At 40.5% G+C, this 19,467-nt stretch carries 19 protein-coding genes; 8 read left to right on the forward strand and 11 right to left on the reverse strand.

All coding sequences use genetic code 11. The features are described 5' to 3' along the window. Positions 1-161 precede the first annotated feature (161 nt). Both L0657_RS18975 and L0657_RS18980 read right to left on the reverse strand, forming a co-directional pair. Complete coding sequence (locus tag L0657_RS18975; protein WP_235152328.1) at positions 162-431, reverse strand: nucleotidyltransferase domain-containing protein; 270 nt, start codon at positions 429-431, stop codon at positions 162-164. A 1-nt stretch (position 432) separates the two neighbouring features. Next, a complete protein-coding gene (locus tag L0657_RS18980; RefSeq protein ID WP_235152329.1) occupies positions 433-843 on the reverse strand; it encodes a nucleotidyltransferase substrate binding protein in 411 nt (136 codons plus the stop codon). A gap of 217 nt (positions 844-1,060) precedes the next feature. Between L0657_RS18980 and L0657_RS18985 the strand changes: the two genes are divergently transcribed. The 5 genes from L0657_RS18985 (at position 1,061) to L0657_RS19005 (ending at position 5,246) form a co-directional block, all read left to right on the forward strand. Beyond that, positions 1,061-1,630 carry an RNA polymerase sigma factor gene (locus L0657_RS18985; protein ID WP_235152330.1) on the forward strand — a complete coding sequence of 190 codons (570 nt, stop codon included), beginning with the start codon at positions 1,061-1,063 and terminating at the stop codon, positions 1,628-1,630. Then, positions 1,611-3,140 carry a PorT family protein gene (locus tag L0657_RS18990; protein ID WP_235152331.1) on the forward strand — a complete coding sequence of 510 codons (1,530 nt, stop codon included), beginning with the start codon at positions 1,611-1,613 and terminating at the stop codon, positions 3,138-3,140. Before L0657_RS18985 ends, L0657_RS18990 begins: the two co-directional genes overlap by 20 nt. Positions 3,141-3,234: 94 nt before the next feature. Beyond that, positions 3,235-3,753: a ubiquinol-cytochrome c reductase iron-sulfur subunit gene (locus L0657_RS18995; protein WP_235152332.1), complete on the forward strand. Its 519-nt coding sequence runs from the start codon at positions 3,235-3,237 to the stop codon at positions 3,751-3,753. A gap of 11 nt (positions 3,754-3,764) precedes the next feature. Next, complete coding sequence (locus L0657_RS19000; RefSeq protein WP_235152333.1) at positions 3,765-4,664, forward strand: DUF5777 family beta-barrel protein; 900 nt, start codon at positions 3,765-3,767, stop codon at positions 4,662-4,664. Positions 4,665-4,679: 15 nt separating this feature from the next. After that, on the forward strand, positions 4,680-5,246 hold the full coding sequence (locus L0657_RS19005) for a YceI family protein (RefSeq protein WP_235152334.1): 567 nt from the start codon (positions 4,680-4,682) through the stop codon (positions 5,244-5,246). Positions 5,247-5,265: 19 nt separating this feature from the next. Here the strand turns inward: L0657_RS19005 and L0657_RS19010 are convergent, their stop codons facing one another. Then, positions 5,266-8,706 carry a glycoside hydrolase family 2 TIM barrel-domain containing protein gene (locus L0657_RS19010; RefSeq protein ID WP_235152335.1) on the reverse strand — a complete coding sequence of 1,147 codons (3,441 nt, stop codon included), beginning with the start codon at positions 8,704-8,706 and terminating at the stop codon, positions 5,266-5,268. 182 nt (positions 8,707-8,888) lie between these two features. Here L0657_RS19010 and L0657_RS19015 point away from each other — a divergent pair, with 182 nt between their 5' ends. Continuing rightward, positions 8,889-9,659 (forward strand): type III pantothenate kinase, encoded by a 771-nt coding sequence (locus L0657_RS19015; protein WP_235152336.1) that lies wholly within the window; start codon positions 8,889-8,891, stop codon positions 9,657-9,659. A gap of 20 nt (positions 9,660-9,679) precedes the next feature. Here the strand turns inward: L0657_RS19015 and L0657_RS19020 are convergent, their stop codons facing one another. Then, positions 9,680-10,087, reverse strand: coding sequence for a gamma-glutamylcyclotransferase (locus tag L0657_RS19020; protein WP_235152337.1), 408 nt, complete (start codon positions 10,085-10,087; stop codon positions 9,680-9,682). 149 nt (positions 10,088-10,236) lie between these two features. Between L0657_RS19020 and L0657_RS19025 the strand changes: the two genes are divergently transcribed. Together L0657_RS19025 and L0657_RS19030 are read left to right on the forward strand one after the other, a co-directional pair. Continuing rightward, positions 10,237-11,697, forward strand: coding sequence for a TonB-dependent receptor (locus L0657_RS19025; RefSeq protein WP_235152338.1), 1,461 nt, complete (start codon positions 10,237-10,239; stop codon positions 11,695-11,697). A gap of 283 nt (positions 11,698-11,980) precedes the next feature. Then, on the forward strand, positions 11,981-13,291 hold the full coding sequence (locus L0657_RS19030) for a Gfo/Idh/MocA family protein (protein WP_235152339.1): 1,311 nt from the start codon (positions 11,981-11,983) through the stop codon (positions 13,289-13,291). A gap of 108 nt (positions 13,292-13,399) precedes the next feature. Here the strand turns inward: L0657_RS19030 and L0657_RS19035 are convergent, their stop codons facing one another. The 7 genes from L0657_RS19035 to plsX all read right to left on the reverse strand — a co-directional run bounded on the left by L0657_RS19035 (position 13,400) and on the right by plsX (position 19,413). After that, the gene (locus tag L0657_RS19035; RefSeq protein ID WP_235152340.1) at positions 13,400-14,071 is read right to left on the reverse strand and encodes a hypothetical protein; all 672 of its coding nucleotides are present in this window, start codon (positions 14,069-14,071) and stop codon (positions 13,400-13,402) included. A 24-nt stretch (positions 14,072-14,095) separates the two neighbouring features. Beyond that, complete coding sequence (locus L0657_RS19040; RefSeq protein ID WP_235152341.1) at positions 14,096-14,689, reverse strand: Uma2 family endonuclease; 594 nt, start codon at positions 14,687-14,689, stop codon at positions 14,096-14,098. Positions 14,690-14,842: 153 nt separating this feature from the next. Beyond that, positions 14,843-16,186: an acetyl-CoA carboxylase biotin carboxylase subunit gene (gene accC / locus L0657_RS19045; RefSeq protein ID WP_235152342.1), complete on the reverse strand. Its 1,344-nt coding sequence runs from the start codon at positions 16,184-16,186 to the stop codon at positions 14,843-14,845. Positions 16,187-16,223: 37 nt separating this feature from the next. Then, entirely contained in the window at positions 16,224-16,712 is a 489-nt protein-coding gene (gene accB, locus L0657_RS19050) for an acetyl-CoA carboxylase biotin carboxyl carrier protein (RefSeq protein WP_235152343.1), read from the reverse strand. A 34-nt stretch (positions 16,713-16,746) separates the two neighbouring features. Further along, positions 16,747-17,313, reverse strand: coding sequence for an elongation factor P (efp, locus tag L0657_RS19055; protein ID WP_235152344.1), 567 nt, complete (start codon positions 17,311-17,313; stop codon positions 16,747-16,749). A gap of 84 nt (positions 17,314-17,397) precedes the next feature. Then, on the reverse strand, positions 17,398-18,387 hold the full coding sequence (locus L0657_RS19060; RefSeq protein WP_235152345.1) for a beta-ketoacyl-ACP synthase III: 990 nt from the start codon (positions 18,385-18,387) through the stop codon (positions 17,398-17,400). An 87-nt stretch (positions 18,388-18,474) separates the two neighbouring features. Then, on the reverse strand, positions 18,475-19,413 hold the full coding sequence (gene plsX / locus L0657_RS19065; protein WP_235152346.1) for a phosphate acyltransferase PlsX: 939 nt from the start codon (positions 19,411-19,413) through the stop codon (positions 18,475-18,477). Between the last annotated feature and the right edge of the window lie 54 nt (positions 19,414-19,467).

The following is a 19,467-nucleotide window of genomic DNA, read 5'->3' on the forward strand; positions in this document are numbered from 1 at the left end:
CAAACAACTGATTACCATTTATCTATATTCAGAATGGCAAAAGTACGGAATAATTGATAATTAAGTGGCAAGAATAAGAAGTCAGACAATTGAGATTTGTCATGGTTTGGGAAAAAATTAGTTCTCAGGTTTTTTACTGAAAAATAACTTGCCAACTCTGTTCATGTGGTCCAACAGCTCCGGCTATTTATTTGATGGTAAATGGACAAGTCAAAAGTGTAAGGCAGTAAAAGATCGTCGAGCTGTTCATCTACTTTTCCTAAAATGAGCAGTGTAAGATTTTTACCTTTCAATGTTAGATCAATGTCAGAACCATTTTTGTAGTTTCCTTTTGCTCTTGATCCATAAAGAGTAACTTCCTCAATTTCCGGAAAATTTGATAAAACAGATTGAATGCGTTGAATAATATTTTCTTTTAAACCGTATTCCATATCAAATTAGAAACTCTGTCATTTTAATTTGAAATTCTTTAAAGGCAGGATAATATGAGGCAATAATCTTTTTCGTTATTTCATCAACAACCTCTTCATTGTAGGTATGCGTTGTCAAATTCCGGCTATTGATCATATCCATCCAGTTTTCTCCGTAAGTAATCAGCCCTTTTTTGAAAGCTTCGAGCGTTGCGCTTCTGGATCCCATGATCGTGGCATCTCCTTCCATTTCAAAAAAATCCTTCATGACGTTCCAGGCCAATTCATGGGTATATTCAAATCTTTGTATGAGTCCCTCTCTTTCAAGTTCGGACAAGCCTTCTTTTTGTTGGACTTGAATTGCACTTTCAAGTTTTGAAAATGCTTTATTAAAATTTTGAAATCTTTGAACCCACAGAATATCTTGCTCCATAATTTAAAATCAGCTACTTAGCTTAATTTTCATTCACTTATTTTTGTTTAAAATTAGTTAAAATTCTGCGAAACCGGTCAGGTGAATTCCTTATCAGGAACACAGAACGGCCGGGACGGTTTGCCTAAAATCACATAATAAACAAATTATTAAAAAAGATTTCCTAGCCACGCAACCCCTATGCTGATAACCTCGTAATAGTAAGAAAAAGAAAGACATGCCCGAGTATAACTCCGCCGTTCTTCATGAACTACTCGACGGCTGTTTGAAAAAGAACCGCCGAAGTCAGGAGCTGTTGTATAAACAGTTTTATGGCTACGCTATGAGCATCTGTTTGCGCTATACACGAAGCCGGGAAGAGGCAAAAGAGATACTGAATGATGGCTTTCTGAAAATTTTCACAAAGCTGGATAGTTTCGATCAAAGCCGTTCTTTTAAAAACTGGTTGAGCAGGATAATGATCAACACCGCACTGGATCATTACCGCCATGAAATTCGTCATGAAGTTTTGGATGATGTGGAAGCTGCGGATCAGGTGGTTGTAGATGAAACAGTTATCAACAAAATGGCGCATGAAGAAATAATCAGCCTTATTCAGGATCTGACACCCGCTTACCGGCTAGTGTTCAGTCTGGCTGTGATTGATGGATACACACACGAAGAAATTGCCGAACAATTGAATATTTCCGTAGGAGCTTCAAAGTCAAACTTGTCGCGGGCACGGGAGAAATTGAGAATTATGCTATCCAAGATAAATATAGACAATTATGAAAGAGTTTCCAGATGACGAACTGGACAAGCTCTTCAGAAAGTCTTCCGAAGAGCTTGATTCCACTTTCGACCCCGACGACTGGAATGCGTTGAAGAGAAAGTTAGATGAACAGGATGGAAAAACCCCTGGCGCATTATTCAAAAAATGGTGGCCGATTGGTTTGCTGGCTTTGCTTTTTATTGCAGGGTTGACGACCTATTTGTTGACAAAAGACGAAGAAACCGGAAAAGTGAATATGAGCCTTATTCCTGTTGAGAAAAAGATGTCAGAAAAAACGAGACAGATTTATAACGAGCAGATTGTTCAAGATTCGAATGAAACTGTTTTAAATGAATCAGGCTCGGAAACGAAGTTAGATGTAGAAAATGAGGAAATTGATAACAAGAATCAGATACTTAAAAATAACCGGGAACAGCAGAATGAAGAATTTTTGACCAATAAATCTTCTGATAAAAAATTAATCAGGAAAGCTGAAAGCAAGAAGATACTGCCCCGTCGCTGGTCTAAGACAGGCGGAGTGTACTTAGAACCTGACCGTTCTATTGGGAGAAGGGTTGACGGGGCATTTTATTCTAAAAATAAGTCTTCGGAAACTTCGCGAAGTCAGAAAGAAAGTTCTTCGAGCGAGGAGAATGTGATAGTTGGGAACAGTAAACTGAATACTGAAACCAATTCAGATAATCTGAAAACTTCAAAAGATGAAGAGAATAAATTACCAGTTTCTCCGGTTGCTAACGGCGAGAATACATCTGAAATATCAACTGAATTCAATTCAGAAGCTGTGCAGAGTAGATCGCAGATAAATGCGAATCTGCTAAAATCGAGAGCATTGGTTACTAAGAAATCAAACAAGTTACCGGAAATTGAAAAAGTTGAAACGCCCAAAATTACGGAACCAACCAAAGCAGTTGAGGAAGAAAGAGAACTGACACCAAAATTTGCAGTTCGGTTTGGTTTTTCTCCGGATTTGAGTTCGGTTGGTCTGAAAAACTTTACAAAACCAGGAACGGCGGTTTCGCTATTGATTGAGTATTCATTTCTACCAAAATTGTACTTCCAAACCGGATTGATGAGAAGCTCGAAAGGGTATAATGCCAAACCGGGAGAATATGAATGGCCAAGTTACTGGAACGATCAGAAAGCGCGGCCAACTAGCGTTGATGCGATTTGTAAGGTCATTGAAGTTCCTTTGAATTTACGTTATGACATATCCCAAAGTGATCGGTCTCGCTGGTTTGTAGGAGCTGGAACATCTTCTTACTATATGCAAGATGAAAAGTATGAATACAATTATGCACCACATACTTACAATGCAAAATATTACGAACAAAATGCAGCAACAGGCTGGTACTGGCTTAGCCACTTGAATGCTTCGGCGGGATATGAATATCGTTTTTCAAACAAACTCTCGCTTTTGGCAGAACCTTATGTCAGGGTTCCGATCAAGAAAGTGGGTTATGGAAAAGTTAATTTGTTCACGACCGGTATCTGGTTCTCAATACGATACACCCCTAATTTTAAATAAGTAATACCATTTTTTTTTACATCATGGCCATTCCCTGAAAATCCAGGGACAGGAAGTCTTTGTGTCAATTTTTTTCATTCCTAATTATTTTATCATGAACGTTACGCAAAAAGAAACAATGAAAAGGGGAGAATTTCTTAGAAGTCTCAGCCTTGGAACATCCACACTCATGGCCGTTTACTGCCTTGGCTCGCTGACTTCATGCAGCACAGGAGAAATGGATCCGGTTTCTACGCCGACCACACCGACCACGCCGGGTACTTCTTCGGGCGTGACCGGAAATGCTACGACTTCTGCGGGTGCGATTAGTTTTTCCGTTGACCTCACAAACGCTACTTATACCAAGTTGAAAACCGCTGGTTCATTCGCAATTATTGGTGATCTGATCGTGGCCTTCTCGACAGCTTCGGCCTATGTAGCACTTTCGAAAGCCTGTACACATGCCGGAACAACAGTGCAATACAGATCCGGGGAAAATGACATTTATTGTGATAACCACGGATCGGAATTCACGCTGACGGGAACAGTGGATAAAGGGCCGGCAACAGCAGCGCTCAAAGCATACAAAGCCGTCATCTCAGCGGACGGAAATACATTAACGGTAACAGCTTAATTTCGAAAACAATGAAAGCACTCCGCCTCGCAATCATTTTTACTTTTGCAGCAACAACACTTCATGCACAGGATGACCTTCTTGGAGAACTAAGTAAACTGGATAGTAACAGCACTTCACCAGTACAGGCAACCTTTAAATCCACAAGGATTATTAACGGGCATTCGGTAGAAACGGTGAAGAAAAATCATATGGATTTTCGTATTTCACACCGTTTTGGAAGATTAAATTCCGGTTCTTATGAACTATACGGATTAGACCAGGCAACCTTACGACTGGGTTTTGAATATGGCCTGACCGACGACTTGATGATCGGTGTGGGACGAAGTACGGAACAAAAAGCGTTTGATTTTTTTGGAAAATACCGGCTGATTAAACAATCTACCGGAGCGAAGCAAATCCCGGTTTCTGTAACACTTTTTGGAAGCGCCGCCATCCGGACGGTTCGTCCGGTGACAGAAGAAGAACTGACCCGAAGTTTTCAAAATAAGCTTACCTATGTGTATCAGGCACTTGTTGCCCGAAAATTTAGCGAAAAACTTTCTCTGCAAATTACACCAACCTATCTATATCGAAATCTGCCCGAATTGCAGGGAGATAAGCGAGCACTTTTCTCCCTGGGTTTAGGCGGACGGCTTAAACTGAGCAAACGAGTCTCCGTCAATGCGGAATATTTCTGGGCAGCACGGGATAAGAACTCGACACTTCCATATTATGATTCCATGGCGCTTGGCGTCGATATTGATACCGGCGGACACGTTTTTCAGCTTCATTTTACCAATTCGCTTGGTATGATTGAGAAGCAGTTCATCGGAGAAACGACCGGAAGCTGGGGGAAAGGGGATGTTCATTACGGATTTAATATTTCCAGAACTTTCAGTTTTGACAAGAAAAGCAAGCAGACCAGATAACTAAACAGATCATTTATGAAACATCATATAGTCCTGAGCGTGATTCTTCTTTTTACGTTTTCAGGAGTATCGGGGATAACTTTTGCCCAGGGCGGCATGTTTGCTACTGCGGCAGGAAATACAAAATTTTCATCCGAAACACCGATGGAAAATATCAACGCTGAGAACAAAAAAACGCAAGTTTTGCTTAATACGGCGAAGAATGAAATTGCCATCAGAATGAATATGCGGGACTTTGTTTTTCCAAATAAACTGATGCAGGAACATTTTAATGAAAACTACATCGAGTCTGATAAATATCCGACCGGAACGTTCAGCGGGAAGTTGGATCAGGTGATCGATTTTTCTAAAAACGGATCTTATGATGTGTCGGCAACGGGTAGTTTTACCATTCATGGTGTCGGTAAAAACCGAACTATAAAAGGAAAACTAAAAATCGACGGTGGGAAAATTAGCCTGACTTCCGATTTTGAAGTGGCTTTGGTAGACCATAAAATCGATGTGCCGCAGATCGTTTTTGTGAAAATTGCCCAATCCATAAAAGTGAAAGTAGAATATACCCTCTCGCCTTATAAAAAGTAGGAGAGGGCATATCCGGAAATTATCTTCTTCTCCTTCTTTTCTTTTTGGAAGCAGATTTCTTTTTAGATTTTTTTCTGGAAACCGACCTTTTTTTACGGGTCGGTTTCTTCTTTTTTATTTTTGAATATTTTGAAGAATATTTTCTTGCTGTTGGTTTTATAACTTCTTCTTCATCGGCAGCTTCCGCATCTCCTTCTTCCACCTGACCATCATTTTCTGATGCAACGGGCTCAATAATTTTTGGAGAAATAGTAGGTAATTTTGAGTGTGTGATCTGATCAATATTCGAAGCATTATCAATCCCTTTCAGTCTGAAAGAATAGGAGTAAGGTTTTGCTGGCAGTCGGTACTGCTCATGTACACGAGGCGACCAGCTGTCGTCACCGCCTAATCCCATTTGTGCAAGATCGATATTAACGGTTGTTGAATTACCTCTGGCGAAAACCGAAGCACGTTCTTTGGCCGCAAGTAATTCTTTGTCTGTATAATCATGTACATTGAAATTAAACACTGAATCACTGATCGCGATTAGTCCAAGTCCATCTTCATTTGTAACTTTTGCCCAGCGAACGTCTGTTTTATTTCCGTTTTCCTGTGGACTGATGTATGGAAAATGCTGGTCAGATACGTTTCCAGCATATAATCTAATCTGTCCACTGGTCTTCCGGTCTGCATAAGTTTCTAACGGGCCGTTTCCGTACCATTCCACCTGATTGTAGCTCACCGGCATTTGGAACTGCATACCCACTTTTGCCAAAGAAGGCCATTCGCCGGTTGGGGTAAATGTATTTTGTACATGGATATCACCGGAGGCAAAAACGGTATAAACTGAACTAACGATCATGGCGCCTGCTCTGCTTCTCAGACTTTTCTTTAACGTAACTTTATAAACATGGGGATTAAGTTTTTCCACACGCAGATCAGTTCCTGTTAGTTTCAAAGAATCCAGATTTGCCTTTCTCCACTGTGCGGCAAAACTTTGTTTTCCGCCCCCCTCATCATTATCCGTCGGAACGCGCCAGAAATTGGCATTTAATCCGGATTCCAGCAATTCTTCTTTTTTGTACATAAATGAAGAAATTGTTCCGCTTTTCTTGTTGAAACTGACCGAGAAATTCTGGCCGCTGACGGTCACTCCCTTTCCCCGAACAAGGGATAATCTTAACGCCGGGCTTCGTGTATAGGCAACATCTTTCGGCTCGTCACTCTCAACTTGTACCGGCACTTGGTATGAAGCAATTTCATGACCCGCAGGCGCCCAGGAATTTTGCTTTTTAAGACGTAGGCTGAGGTTTAAAAAATATTCATAACCACCATTAGAAACTGATTTTTTACTAACAGGGATTTTGTAAGGTATGGTCAGCTGTTGAGATTGTTTTGGCAGAACAGAAAAATCTTCCAACTTCCCATCATCAACAGATTTGCCATTTTGCTGCAAAGACCAGACCAGTTCATAATCTTTCAGCGATATAAAATCATAGTTATTTTTGATTGTAATTTGCTGCTGACCGGCGCGAAGCGTATCAGGCGTTTCAAATTTTACATACTGATAAACCTTTTTTACTTCATTGATTTCCGGCTGTGGAATGCGGTCTGGGTTTACGAGCCCGTCACCCGCATTTGCTCCGTCGATATAATTAAAATAATCCCAGTAAGCTGTTCCCTCAGATGTTTTGAGCTGCAAGCCCTGATCAACCCAATCCCAGATAAAGCCGCCCTGCATGGTGGGATATTTCTCAATAACGTCCCAATACTCCTTGAAATTTCCAATGCTGTTTCCCATTCCATGTGCATATTCGCAGACAATCAAGGGCCGGTTTTTATCTTTTTTTACCAATTCGATCATATCATTGACCGACGGATACATCACTGAAATAATATCAAAACTGCTTAATGTCGTTGGTTTGTAATTGCTTCTTCCTTCGTAATGAATCGGGCGTGTAGGATCTGACAAACGGATATAATCAGCCATCGCCGTGAAATTTGCGCCCATGCCTGATTCATTTCCTAATGACCAGATGATGATTGACGGATGGTTTTTGTCGCGTTCCAGCATGGCAGTTCCCCTTGCCAAAAATGCAGCTTTCCATTGTGGTTTGTCAGCCAGGATGATATTTTTCTGCCATAGTTCGTGGCTCTCGATATTGGCTTCATCCATCACATACAAGCCGTATTCATCACAGAGATCATACCATTCAGGAATATTCGGGTAGTGTGAAGTTCTGACGGCATTGATATTATGCTGTTTCATCAGCGTGATATCTCTGATCATCGACTCCCGGCTTATCACCCGACCAGTTTCTGGATCAAATTCGTGGCGGTTAACGCCTTTAATCGTAATTGCCTTTCCGTTCACCAAAAGTTGACCGGCCATTATTTTAATATCCCTGAACCCTACCCGCTGGCTTACAGCCTCGATCTTCTGGCCGTTTGAATTTAGAATTTGTATGGTAAGCGTGTAAAGATTAGGTTCTTCTGCGCTCCATTTTTTAGGATTACTAACCGGAATATCAATACGGACCGGAAGTTCGCCGCCTGATTCAAGATTGCCAATCAGATGATTCATTGGAGCAACAACGACTGATTTTTTGTCGTCATATAAAGTCAATACCAGCTGATTTCCGGCTGCCGCCAGTTTGGAAAAATTCTTTACAAACGTGCTGACCTTCAATGTTGCATTTTGGTAATTTGCATCCAGATCCGTACGTACAGAAAAATCGTTGATATGAATATCCGGAACCATAATCAGGTTGACGTCACGAAAAATCCCGGATAACCGCCAGAAATCCTGATCTTCCAGATAACTTCCGTCCGACCAATTAACTACTTCAACCGCCAGGTCATTGTTCCCGGATTTAATATCTTCTGTGACATTGAATTCAAAAGGCGTCATACTATCCTCATGATAACCAATTGCCTCGCCGTTCAACCATACATAACAAGCCGACTGAACACCCTGGAACTGAAGGAAAAACGTTTTGCCTTTGTCGCTTTCGGATACATTAAACGTTGTGCGGTAAAGTCCAGTTGCGTTTGTGTCGGCGTCAATGCTCGGCGGATTTGCTTTAAACGGATGTTTGATGTTGGTAAAAACCGGTTTGTCGTACGCTCTGCCTTCTCTTGCGCCTACAACCTGCCAGTTGGAAGGAACAGGAATATCATCCCAATTACTCGTTGAAACACTGGGTTTGAAAAAATCAGAAGGAGCTTTGGAAGGATGGGAAGCCCATTTGAACTTCCAGCTGCCATTTAATGAGCGAACAAAAGGAGATTTTTTATCAGTCTGAAGTGCACTTTTTTCATTGGCATAAGGCACAAAATCTGCACGTCCTTTTTCCGTATTGACACTAATAATTTCAGGATCTTTCCATTCCGGAACAGTTTGTGCAGTCGTTGATAATGTATTTAAAAAGAGAAGTATAAAGAATGTTAGAAACCGGCAATCATTCAAGTGATACATGTTTTTACTAAATCGGGATGAAATTTTCTTATTACAAAGTAACAGGAAAGCGAAGTTTTGGCTGTTTGTAAAAGTATTAAATGTAGTATCAAACAAAAAAGAAACTAAGCTTAAAAATAGCCTTCGTTGCGGTTTTATTTCGATAATGCTTTTATTTGTTCTCTTAATATAAAAATCTGAATATGCTGCTTGCTGTCGATGTTGGTAATACGGATACTGTTTTTGGACTATATCAAATGGGCGCCTGGTCGCATATCTGGCGTGAGCGTTCCCTTAGTCAGGAAAGTGAATCCCATTATGCATCGAAGTTGATGCTCCATTTTCTGGAAGCTGGTATATCGTTTGACGCGGTCAATACGGTAGTTTTAAGCAGCGTTGTCCCTGATCTTACGCCGGTTATTCAAAAAATGTTACGTTCGCTTTTTCAGGTTGAAACCATCACCGTGGGGCCAAATACTTATCCAGGATTAAGCATTGCAATTGATCATCCTCATGAATTAGGAGCTGATCTGATTGCCAACGCCGTGGCGGTGATGAACCGTTATCAGCAAAACTGCGTGGTTGTTGATTTCGGTACAGCACTGACTTTTACAACTGTTTCAAAAAATGGGGAGATTTTAGGTGTGGCAATTTTGCCGGGTTTAGTAACAGCCGTAAAAGCATTATTTGCAAATACAGCCCAGCTTCCCGAAGTACCCTTAAAGCTCCCGGAATCAGCGATTGGGAAAAATACAGTTCAGTCTATACAAGCCGGGATCTTGCTTGGATATGAAGGTTTGGTGAAATCATTGATTCATCGGATCCGTTCCGAAATGGGTGGGGAATGTATTGCTGTGGCGACAGGCGGTTTGTCTTCCATTATTGATACGCTCCGGGATGAGTTTGTTGAAATAGACAGAAAGCTTACACTCGACGGATTACGGATTATTGGAGAGAAAGTAAATGAGAATTGATATTATATTTATTTTAAATCTTAATGACTGACATCCCTGAAATTTCCACTTTCAATTTTTAGCAGGCTACTTAAATCCTGATTGTAAAGATAAACCCAGCAGGATATTAGCGTTCCGTCCTGCATTCGGATGGGGATTATTTTTCTTACATATAAACTTAGTATCTCGTCTTCAAGGACATCTTCGTATTCGTCCAGTTCTTTTAATAAAATTTCTTTCTCTTCAAGTCTGTAAATTTCTCCATAGACCTGGCTGTCAGCGTCTTCGTCATAAATAGCGCCCGGATACCAGCTGATTTTATATAGCAATCCTGGGAATGTTCCTGAGCCTTCGAATGTTGATAGGCTATGCAGCCGCTGAGCGAACGGATTCGGAAATCCACGCATTAAAGTGCCGTAGGTAAACAAGAACTTGGTATCAGCTGCCATATAAATTAATAATTTAAATCTATCCGGTAAAAATAATATTATATAGAATTTTTCGGTTCTAATATAGAATCCGTAATTCTTAATAACTATTAAGAATGGGATTTTTCTTATATTTACGAGTAGAGCTCTTCATCTAACCCAGAATTGATATGTACGAAAAGAATCTCGGTACGAAACAAAAGGCGTTACGAATTAATCTTGACCGCCGAATTTATGGCTCATTTGCTGAAATTGGTGCGGGGCAGGAAACGGCGGCGTTCTTTTTCAAATCAGGCGGTGCATCAGGTACAATCGCGAAGACGATGTCGGCTTATGATATGACTTTCAGCGATGCAATATATGGAACGGAAGAAGGCGGGCGGTATGTCGTAGAATCAAGATTGATGAAGATGCTTAACCGGGAATACAACCTGGTTGAAAAACGTCTTCAGGAGAAAAGAGGCGAGGAGAGTCAATTTTTTGCTTTTGCTAATACAGTTGTTGCGCTTAATTTTCAAAAAACCAATGAATCTCATGGCTGGATCGGTTTACAATTTCAATTAGCCCCACTTGGGCCTACGAATTATGTGGTTATTCACGTACGTATGCGGGATGACGAAAACCTTCTTCAACAGCAGGCACTCGGCATTATCGGTGTAAATTTGATGTACGGATGTTTCTTTTACCACAAGTCCCCTGAAATACTCCTGTTATCCCTGATGGACGATCTTACGCCCGACAGGATAGAAATTGATATGGTACGTTTCAGCGGCCCGGATTTTGTGAAAGTTGACAACCGATTGATGAGCCTTCGTCTTGTTAAAAATGGTTTTACAGATGCAGCTTTATTTGGCTCTGACGGCGGTGTTTTGCAGCCTTCGGAAGCGCTATACAAAAAACATATTTTGATGATGCGCGGACGTTTGCGCCCAATCACCAACGTTCATATTGACCTGATCAGCAACGGACAAAAACAGTTTCTTGCTGAGCCGGATGTGGATGAATCGAAAGTGGTTCTGGTTTCGGAGCTTACTCTGCACAACCTGAAAGGATCCGATAAAGATATTGACGAAAAAGATTTCCTTGACCGGGTTGATATTTTGTGTTCTCTGGGACATATGGTAATGATCTCGAATCACCATGAATATTTCCGGCTTGTGGCTTATCTTTCAAGACTGTCAAAATTGAAAGCGGGATTGTTGCTCGGCAGCCCGAGTTTGCAGGATATTTTTGAAGAAAAACATTATGAATTTCTTCCTGGTGGTATCCTGGAATCCTTCGCAACATTATTCAGCAGAAAAGTGAAATTGTTCATTTATCCGACTTTACAACCAGACGGCTCAGTTTACAGCTGCGAGAATTTTGTTGTCCCTGATCACTTACGTCCTTTGTTCCAGTATCTTATCATCAATAACAAGATTGAAGATATTATTAATTACAACAAAGAACACATGCACATTACAACTGACAGTGTGCTTGAAAAAATTAAACGTGGTGAGCCTGGATGGGAAAAACTTGTTCCAGAAAACGTTGCTAATATTATTAAAGAAAAATCATTATTCGGCTTGCCAAGTGAAGATGCGGGTATAAACGCAGTAAAATCCATTCACCAGGTCGTTGGTAATTTATAGGTTAAGATTTAGGTTCAATTTATAGAAAATTAAGAGCGCTTTTCGGCGCTCTTTTTTGTTGTCATACAGGTAAGAACGGTATTTCAAAATTGAGGAAATAATTCAGAAAATAAACGAGTAGAAAGTTTATATTTTGGCATTAAATAATAAATTAATTGTATTTTAGAGTTAATTATTTCGGGGTTATGATTTGAATAATTCGTCTAACACATTATTTATCAATATCATACCGAAACTTTCTCTTCTCACCTGACAAAATCTAAAATTCCTAAATCAACGATTCATGAAAAAAGAAAGCGAAGTTTCCCGCCGCGATTTCATCAGGAACTCTGCGGGCGTTGCCGTAGCCTTTTCTATTCCTTCAATTATTCCGGCTAGTGCCTTTGGTGCTAATGACAGAGTTCGGGTTGCGGTGATTGGAGTAAATGGCCGCGGACAAGATCATATAAAAGGTTATTCAAAACTGGCAAATGTTGAAGTTGCTACGTTATGCGATCCGGACGATGTGGTTTTGCAAACCCGTTCAAAAGAATTTTCTGAGAAAAATCCCGGGAAAAAGGTAAAGACTGAAAATGACCTTCGAAAAGTTTACGATGATAAATCGATTGATGCAGTAAGTATTGCAACACCGAATCACTGGCATTCGCTGGCAGCGATTTGGGCTTGTCAGGCTGGAAAGGATGTTTATGTTGAAAAACCCGGTTCACATAATCTTCATGAAGGACGGAAAATGGTGGAAGCGGCGCATAAGTATAAGCGGATTGTGCAGCATGGCGTACAGTTGAGGAGTTCGGAGGCGCTGCAGGAAGCAGTAAAATTTATGCGGGACGGTCTAATTGGCAATGTCTATATGGCTCGTGGCCTGGTGTACAAATGGAGACCGGATATTGGAAATAAAGGAACAGAACCCATTCCTGCGGGATTGAATTATGATCTTTGGACGGGCCCGGCGGAGATGAAATCTTTCTCAAAAAATTACGTACATTATAACTGGCACTGGCATTGGAACTATGGGAACGGGGATATAGGAAACCAGGGAATCCACGAAACCGATATGTGTATGTGGGGACTTGGCGTGGATACTTTTCCCGAAAAAATAACGTCAGCCGGTGGGAAGTTTCTCTGGGATGATGCCAAAGAAACACCTGAACTGTTGACGTCATCTTTTATTTATCCGAAAGAAAAAAAAATCATTGAATTTGAGGTACGCCCCTGGATAACAAATGAGGAGGGTGGCGTAGGTATTGGAAATATATTTTATGGCAGCGAGGGATATCTGGTCGTAAAAGGATACGACTCTTATGAGATTTTCCTGGGCAAAGACAAAAAGCCAGGGCCGACGCGCAAGGCTGGGGGAGATCATTACAAAAATTTTATTGATGCCGTAGTAGCACGGGATTCTAAGATGTTGAATGCTCCTGTCGAAACTGCTCACTTATCATCTGGATTGGCACATTTGGGAAACATCGCATACCGGACAGGCCGTGCATTAACTTTTGATCCCAAGACAGAAAAGTTTGTAGGAGATGACGATGCAAATACTTATCTGACTAGGAAATATCGCGCGCCTTATACGGTGCCTGAAACAGTTTAATAAAAAAGTTAGCGTATGTTTATAAACAGAAAAGCCCGGATCGGTTTGATTCGAGCTATTTTTGATACAGTTAATGTTGTTTTTTTACGTTAAATATTGGTAGTCATATTATCTCTTTCTGAAAGAATAAAAATATTCTTGAATGGCAAGCGTGTCATATTTTCCGACTGAATTTATATAAGATTCATTAAACTCATTGAATATGGTTCCTGATGAGGATGATTTATCCCATATATCAGGCGATGAAGCATCACTCCAATTCCATTGTATATACCAGCCTATCCTATTGTATTCAAAAACAGACAGATTTAATGCGGAATAGTTTCCGTAACCAACCAGCATGTTATAAACGCTAAATTTACCGTCCCAAACAGGCTCGATCTCACTTTGATATTTTGTCATCTTATAGTTCGAAGACAGCTGGGCATCCGATATTATATTCCTATTTGTCGACTTAAAAATAAGCTGATTTTCTTTTTTTACAACAGTCAATGAATTGAATAAATTTGGTATTCCAGCGGAATCTGCAGAGAAGAAGATTAGCGTTTCGTCGGAGATAAATGATGTGTCTTTTCTGGTAAAACCTTTTGTGCCTTTAATGAATTTATCAATCGCCGACTGATCTGTTATTTCTCCTTTATTTGTAAATAAGCGGATTGTAGACTTTTTGGTAATACCGTTCAAATAAAGTGTAGATGGGAACTGGGGTGCGGGATCGATTTTTGTTTTTTTACAAGCTAAAATTATAATAGCTAAAAGAAAGATATATAAATATTTCATCAGATACGGTTGTGTCGAGACTTTCTACCCAAAAATCTCTTCTAAATTAATTTCCAAATCAGGGAAAATGCTGGATTTAAGAATACTTGTTACAGGTTTTAAACCAATATATTTTCCGTCTTCATTCAGGACGTAGATATATACTGCATTATCAGAAGGTTCCACGAGCCAATATTCCCTTACACCGCTTTCTTCATACAGATCAAATTTTTCATTCATTTCCTTCTTTGAATTTCCAGGAGAAAGAATTTCAATAATCAGATCGGGAGCACCCAAACAGCCTTTTTCATCCAATTTATTTTCATCACAAATCACACAAAGATCCGGCTGAACAACTGTGAAAATTTTACCATCACTTGCCAACGAATCTTTTCTGGGAAGTCTTACGTCAAACGGAGCATAAAAAATCTGACCATAATAATTCTTAAAAAACTGGCCCATTTCCAAATGTAACCTACCCGATATCTTCTGATGACGCAAAGAAGGCGCAGGTGACATCTTGAAAATTTTGCCTTTAATTAATTCCAGGCGTTCTTCGATTCTCCACGACAAATAATCAGCATAGGTGTAAGTCCCATCCAAATCCAGCTGATTGATATCCGTTATAATCGTTGACATAGTATGTAAGTTGGTAAGGTAAAGCTACTTAATTTTAAGATAAACCTCAAAACCAGAAAAGATGCCCGGTTATCAAAAACCAAACACCTTTTCAAAATATTATATCAATTAAAACTCCCTGAACACAGCGGAAAAACTCCGGTCACTCTGCGTTTAAAGCGTTGAGAAATCAAATGATTCCAAAAACTTGGTCGTGAAATTACCGGATTTAAATCCAGGATCATCCATCAACTTGATATGAAAAGGAATGGTCGTTTTGATACCTTCAATCACAAATTCCTGCAAAGCACGTTTCATTCTTGTGATTACTTCCTCGCGCGACTGGCCGCTAACGATCAGTTTCGCAATCATTGAATCATAGTTTGGCGGGATCGTATATCCGCTGTAAACATGTGAGTCAATACGAATACCGTGACCACCAGGAAAATGCAGGTTTGTGATTTTTCCAGGAGACGGACGGAAACCATTTGCAGGATCTTCCGCATTGATACGGCATTCCATTGCATATAATTTAGGTGTGTAATTAACACCCTTAATCGGTTCACCAGCTGCTACTTTGATCTGTTCTTTGATCAAATCAAAATCAGTCACCTCTTCTGTAATCGGGTGTTCAACCTGAATACGGGTGTTCATTTCCATGAAAAAGAATTCACCGTATTTGTCAACCAGAAACTCAACCGTTCCCGCGCCTTCATAACCGATTGCCTGCGCACCTTTGATAGCAGCCGCACCCATTCTTTCACGAAGTTCAGGTGTTACAACAGGAGAAGGCGTTTCCTCAACCAATTTCTGGTGACGACGCTGAATAGAACAATCACGTTCTGACAAGTGACAAACTTTGCCATACTGATCACCGATGATCTGTATTTCAATGTGACGTGGTTCTTCAACAAATTTTTCAAGATACAAACCGTCATTTCCGAAAGCCGCAGCAGATTCTGTACGGGCATCGTTCCATGCCTTTTCAAACTCTTCCGGTTTGTTGATGATACGCATACCGCGTCCGCCACCACCGGCTGTTGCTTTCACAATAACAGGATATCCAATACCGATCGCTAATTCTTTGCCTTGCTCAACCGATTCAAGTAAACCTTCCGAACCTGGAACAACCGGAACGCCCGCTTTAATCATGGTCGCTTTTGCAGTTGCCTTGTCGCCCATTCCGTTGATCTGAGCGGCTGTGGCTCCAATAAATTTGATGCCGTAATCAGCACAGATTTGAGAGAATTCAGCGTTTTCTGACAAAAATCCGTATCCCGGATGTATAGCATCTGCGCCTGTAACTTCGGCAGCAGAAATAATATTTTGTATACTTAGATAAGACTGACGGCTTGGCGGAGGTCCGATACAAACAGCTTCGTCAGCAAAACGTACGTGAAGGCTGTCGCGGTCGGCAGTTGAATAAACTGCAACCGTTTTAATACCCATTTCACGGCAGGTCCTGATCACACGTAGTGCAATTTCACCTCTGTTGGCAATGAGAATCTTTTTAAACATGTAATTTAATTAAGTTTTTGAAGACCGGTCATTACCGTTATACAGGTTCAACAAGAAATAAAGGCTGATCAAATTCTACCGGAGTGGCGTTTTCAACCAAAACTTTTACAATTCTTCCTGAGATTTCAGATTCGATTTCATTGAACAACTTCATTGCTTCAATCACACAAACCGTTTTTCCAGGCGTGATTTCATCTCCGATGCTTGCAAAAGCAGGCGTTTCAGGATTTGAGGCACGATAGAAAGTACCGATCATTGGCGATTTAATTGTAACCAGATTTGAAGATACCGCAGGTTCCGGAGAAGCAGTCGGAGCCGAGGGCAATGCGGCAGCAGCCTGAGCGGCCGATGCTGAGAGCGTGTTGGCTACGGGAGCAGAAAATTGCGAAGGAGCAGCAGCAGATACAACCGGCGCTGACCCGTATCTTTTTACCTTAATTTTAAGATCCGTTGTTTCAATGTTTACTTCATCAAGACCAGACTGGGCGATGAAGTCAATTAGTTTCTGAATTTCTTTAGTTTCCATTTAGTCAAGTTTATACAGTTGTAGGAATTGTAGCCTATGATTTTACTCGTTCAACGTAGTCGTAAGTGCGGGTATCTACTTTGATTTTCTGACCTTCTTCAATAAATAAAGGTACCATGATACGTGCACCCGTTTCTACCTCAATCGCTTTTTTCGGAGAGTTTGCAGTATCTCCTTTCAAGCCTGGTTCAGCATAGGTCACTTCTAATTCTACAAATGGGGGCAATTCACAAAGTAATGCTGCATCTGTTTCCGTGTTGATCAGGATTTCTACTTCCTGTCCATCCTTCATCAAATCAGCAGCTGTTACAAGTTTCTCGTCGATCAATACCTGATCGAACGTTTCTGAGTTCATGAAGTTATAACCACTTTCATCCTTGTATAAAAACTGGAATTTATGTCTTTCTACGCGAACCGGAATAATAGTAGCACCAGAAGAAAATGTATTATCCAATACTTTTCCAGAGGTAAGGCTCTTCATTTTAGTACGAACAAAAGCGTTTCCTTTACCAGGTTTTACATGTTGAAACTCGGTAATCTGAAACAGATCGTGGTTGTAATGTATTACTAGTCCGTTACGTAAATCTGCAGTCGTTGCCATGTTTGATTAATAAGTAATGCAAAATTATTGTAAAATCTTAAACACAAAATGAATAATGAAGCATGTCCATTATTCATTTCTTTATTATAAAGCCCATTTTAAATAGATAGCTCCCCAGGTAAATCCTCCACCGAAGGCAGCCAATACCAGATTATCTCCTTTTTTCAACTGTGACTCATAGTCCCACAAACATAGTGGAATAGTGGCCGAAGTTGTATTGCCGTATTTCTGGATATTCAACATCACTTTATCCATACCCACACCCATTCGGTTAGCTGTTGCTTCAATAATTCGTCTGTTCGCCTGATGCGGAACAAGCCATGCAACATTTTCACTGGAAAGATTATTTTTTTCCATGATCTCAGCTGAAATATCAGCCATATTCTTCACGGCAAATTTAAAAACCTGTGAGCCATCCTGAAATACAGAATGCCATTTGTTGTCAATTGTTTCGTGTGTAGGCGGATAACGGCTTCCTCCCGCTTTCTGATGCAGATAAGGATATCCAACACCGTCAGAACGAATAATGGAATCTATGATTCCATAACCATCCGTGTCAGGTTCAAGAAGCACAGCTCCCGCTCCATCACCAAAAAGTATACAGGTTTTTCTATCTGTGTAATCGACTATCGCTGACATTTTATCAGCACCGACCACAATTACTTTTTTATATTTTCCAGTCTCAATAAATTGAGAGCCGATTGTAAGTGCATAAACAAATCCGGAACATGCAGCCTGGATATCAAAACTTCCAACATTTCTAATGCCTGTCATATCACAGATCAGAGTGGCAGTACCAGGAAAAATAAAGTCGGGAGTTGTAGTGGCGCAAATTACTAAATCAATGTCTTCCGGAGACGTATTGGTTTTGGCAAGTAACCCTTTTACAGCCTCAGCGCCCATATGTGAGCTTCCTAAACCTTCTCCTTTGAGTATGCGACGTTCCTTAATGCCGGTGCGGCTAACGATCCATTCATCGTTTGTCGCCACCATCGTTTCCAATTCAGCATTTGTCAGAATATAGTCAGGCACATACCCGTGTATTCCTGTTATAGAGGCTCTTGCGTGGGTCATGGTTAATTTCTAGCATTCAAAATTCAAGTGAATTTTGGTAAAAAATAGTATCAGAGTTTTCGCAAATATAGCTGTATCGATCATATATCAATTCAAGGCATTTGCAATATGCAGATAAGCTTTTGATTTGACTTGTTTATATGCCCAACCAAGCATGTTCTTAATTGCCAGCGGCGAAGATATACCATGGGCAATCATTACATTACCATTTACTCCGATAATTGAACTTCCGCCGATCGATTCATAATTTGTCTGATCTATAAAATCATCCTGAATCCCTTTTTGTTTGGCAATTTCATAAAAAGATTCTCCTAACTTAAACAAAACATTCCCTGTGAAACCATCGGTGACGATCACATCTGCTTTGTTAGTGAAGAGGTCTTTCCCTTCAATATTCCCGATAAAATTGATTTTTTTGTTATCCTTGAGCAGCGGATAAGTCGCCTGAGCAGTCAATGAACCCTTCTGTTCTTCTTCACCGATATTCATTAATGCTACACGCGGGCGCTCAACCTGGAATGTATGTTGAACAAATAGTGAGCCGATTTCTCCAAACTGCGCCAATACTTCAGGCTTACAATCTGCATTGGCACCAATATCCACCATAATGGCATATCCGCCTCCAACCTGCGGTACATAACCTGCAATGGCTGGTCTTAAAACTCCCTCAATAGCTTTTATGCTAAAAAGAGCACCTACGTGCATCGCTCCGGTGTTACCCGCGCTGCAAAAGATGTCAATTTCTTTATCTTTCAGAAGCTTGAATCCAATTCCTATGCTTGAATTAGGCTTTTGAGAAAGAGCTTTTGTAGGGTGCTCACCCATCTCAATAACATCTTCGGCATGAATAATGTCAACAGCTGATGTCGGAAAGTTATTCTGGTGAAATATCTCCAAAATAGCACTTTCCCGGCCAATTAACACGATTCGGGCATCCGATGGCAGTTCGGAAGTGGCTTGCATAACCCCTTCAACTATTGCTTGTGGAGCTAAATCTCCCCCCATAGCATCTACCGCAATTTTCATTTACACGCTGTTATTTTGTACTAAAAGTTAGAAATCGAAGGTGTAAATTTAGCA

This window comes from Dyadobacter sp. CY345 (assembly GCF_021502725.1).
Lineage (GTDB): Bacteria > Bacteroidota > Bacteroidia > Cytophagales > Spirosomataceae > Dyadobacter.

Coding starts and splice junctions, on each gene's coding strand:
- L0657_RS19015 (WP_235152336.1), top strand. CDS start 8,889: ATGCTGCTTGCTGTCGATGTTGGTAATACGGATACTGTTTTTGGACTA.
- L0657_RS19040 (WP_235152341.1), bottom strand. CDS start 14,689: ATGTCAACGATTATAACGGATATCAATCAGCTGGATTTGGATGGGACT.
- L0657_RS18975 (WP_235152328.1), bottom strand. CDS start 431: ATGGAATACGGTTTAAAAGAAAATATTATTCAACGCATTCAATCTGTT.
- L0657_RS18980 (WP_235152329.1), bottom strand. CDS start 843: ATGGAGCAAGATATTCTGTGGGTTCAAAGATTTCAAAATTTTAATAAA.
- L0657_RS19010 (WP_235152335.1), bottom strand. CDS start 8,706: ATGTATCACTTGAATGATTGCCGGTTTCTAACATTCTTTATACTTCTC.
- L0657_RS18985 (WP_235152330.1), top strand. CDS start 1,061: ATGCCCGAGTATAACTCCGCCGTTCTTCATGAACTACTCGACGGCTGT.
- accC (WP_235152342.1), bottom strand. CDS start 16,186: ATGTTTAAAAAGATTCTCATTGCCAACAGAGGTGAAATTGCACTACGT.
- L0657_RS18995 (WP_235152332.1), top strand. CDS start 3,235: ATGAACGTTACGCAAAAAGAAACAATGAAAAGGGGAGAATTTCTTAGA.
- L0657_RS19020 (WP_235152337.1), bottom strand. CDS start 10,087: ATGGCAGCTGATACCAAGTTCTTGTTTACCTACGGCACTTTAATGCGT.
- accB (WP_235152343.1), bottom strand. CDS start 16,712: ATGGAAACTAAAGAAATTCAGAAACTAATTGACTTCATCGCCCAGTCT.
- efp (WP_235152344.1), bottom strand. CDS start 17,313: ATGGCAACGACTGCAGATTTACGTAACGGACTAGTAATACATTACAAC.
- L0657_RS19030 (WP_235152339.1), top strand. CDS start 11,981: ATGAAAAAAGAAAGCGAAGTTTCCCGCCGCGATTTCATCAGGAACTCT.
- L0657_RS19025 (WP_235152338.1), top strand. CDS start 10,237: ATGTACGAAAAGAATCTCGGTACGAAACAAAAGGCGTTACGAATTAAT.
- L0657_RS19005 (WP_235152334.1), top strand. CDS start 4,680: ATGAAACATCATATAGTCCTGAGCGTGATTCTTCTTTTTACGTTTTCA.
- L0657_RS19000 (WP_235152333.1), top strand. CDS start 3,765: ATGAAAGCACTCCGCCTCGCAATCATTTTTACTTTTGCAGCAACAACA.
- L0657_RS19060 (WP_235152345.1), bottom strand. CDS start 18,387: ATGACCCACGCAAGAGCCTCTATAACAGGAATACACGGGTATGTGCCT.
- L0657_RS18990 (WP_235152331.1), top strand. CDS start 1,611: ATGAAAGAGTTTCCAGATGACGAACTGGACAAGCTCTTCAGAAAGTCT.
- L0657_RS19035 (WP_235152340.1), bottom strand. CDS start 14,071: ATGAAATATTTATATATCTTTCTTTTAGCTATTATAATTTTAGCTTGT.
- plsX (WP_235152346.1), bottom strand. CDS start 19,413: ATGAAAATTGCGGTAGATGCTATGGGGGGAGATTTAGCTCCACAAGCA.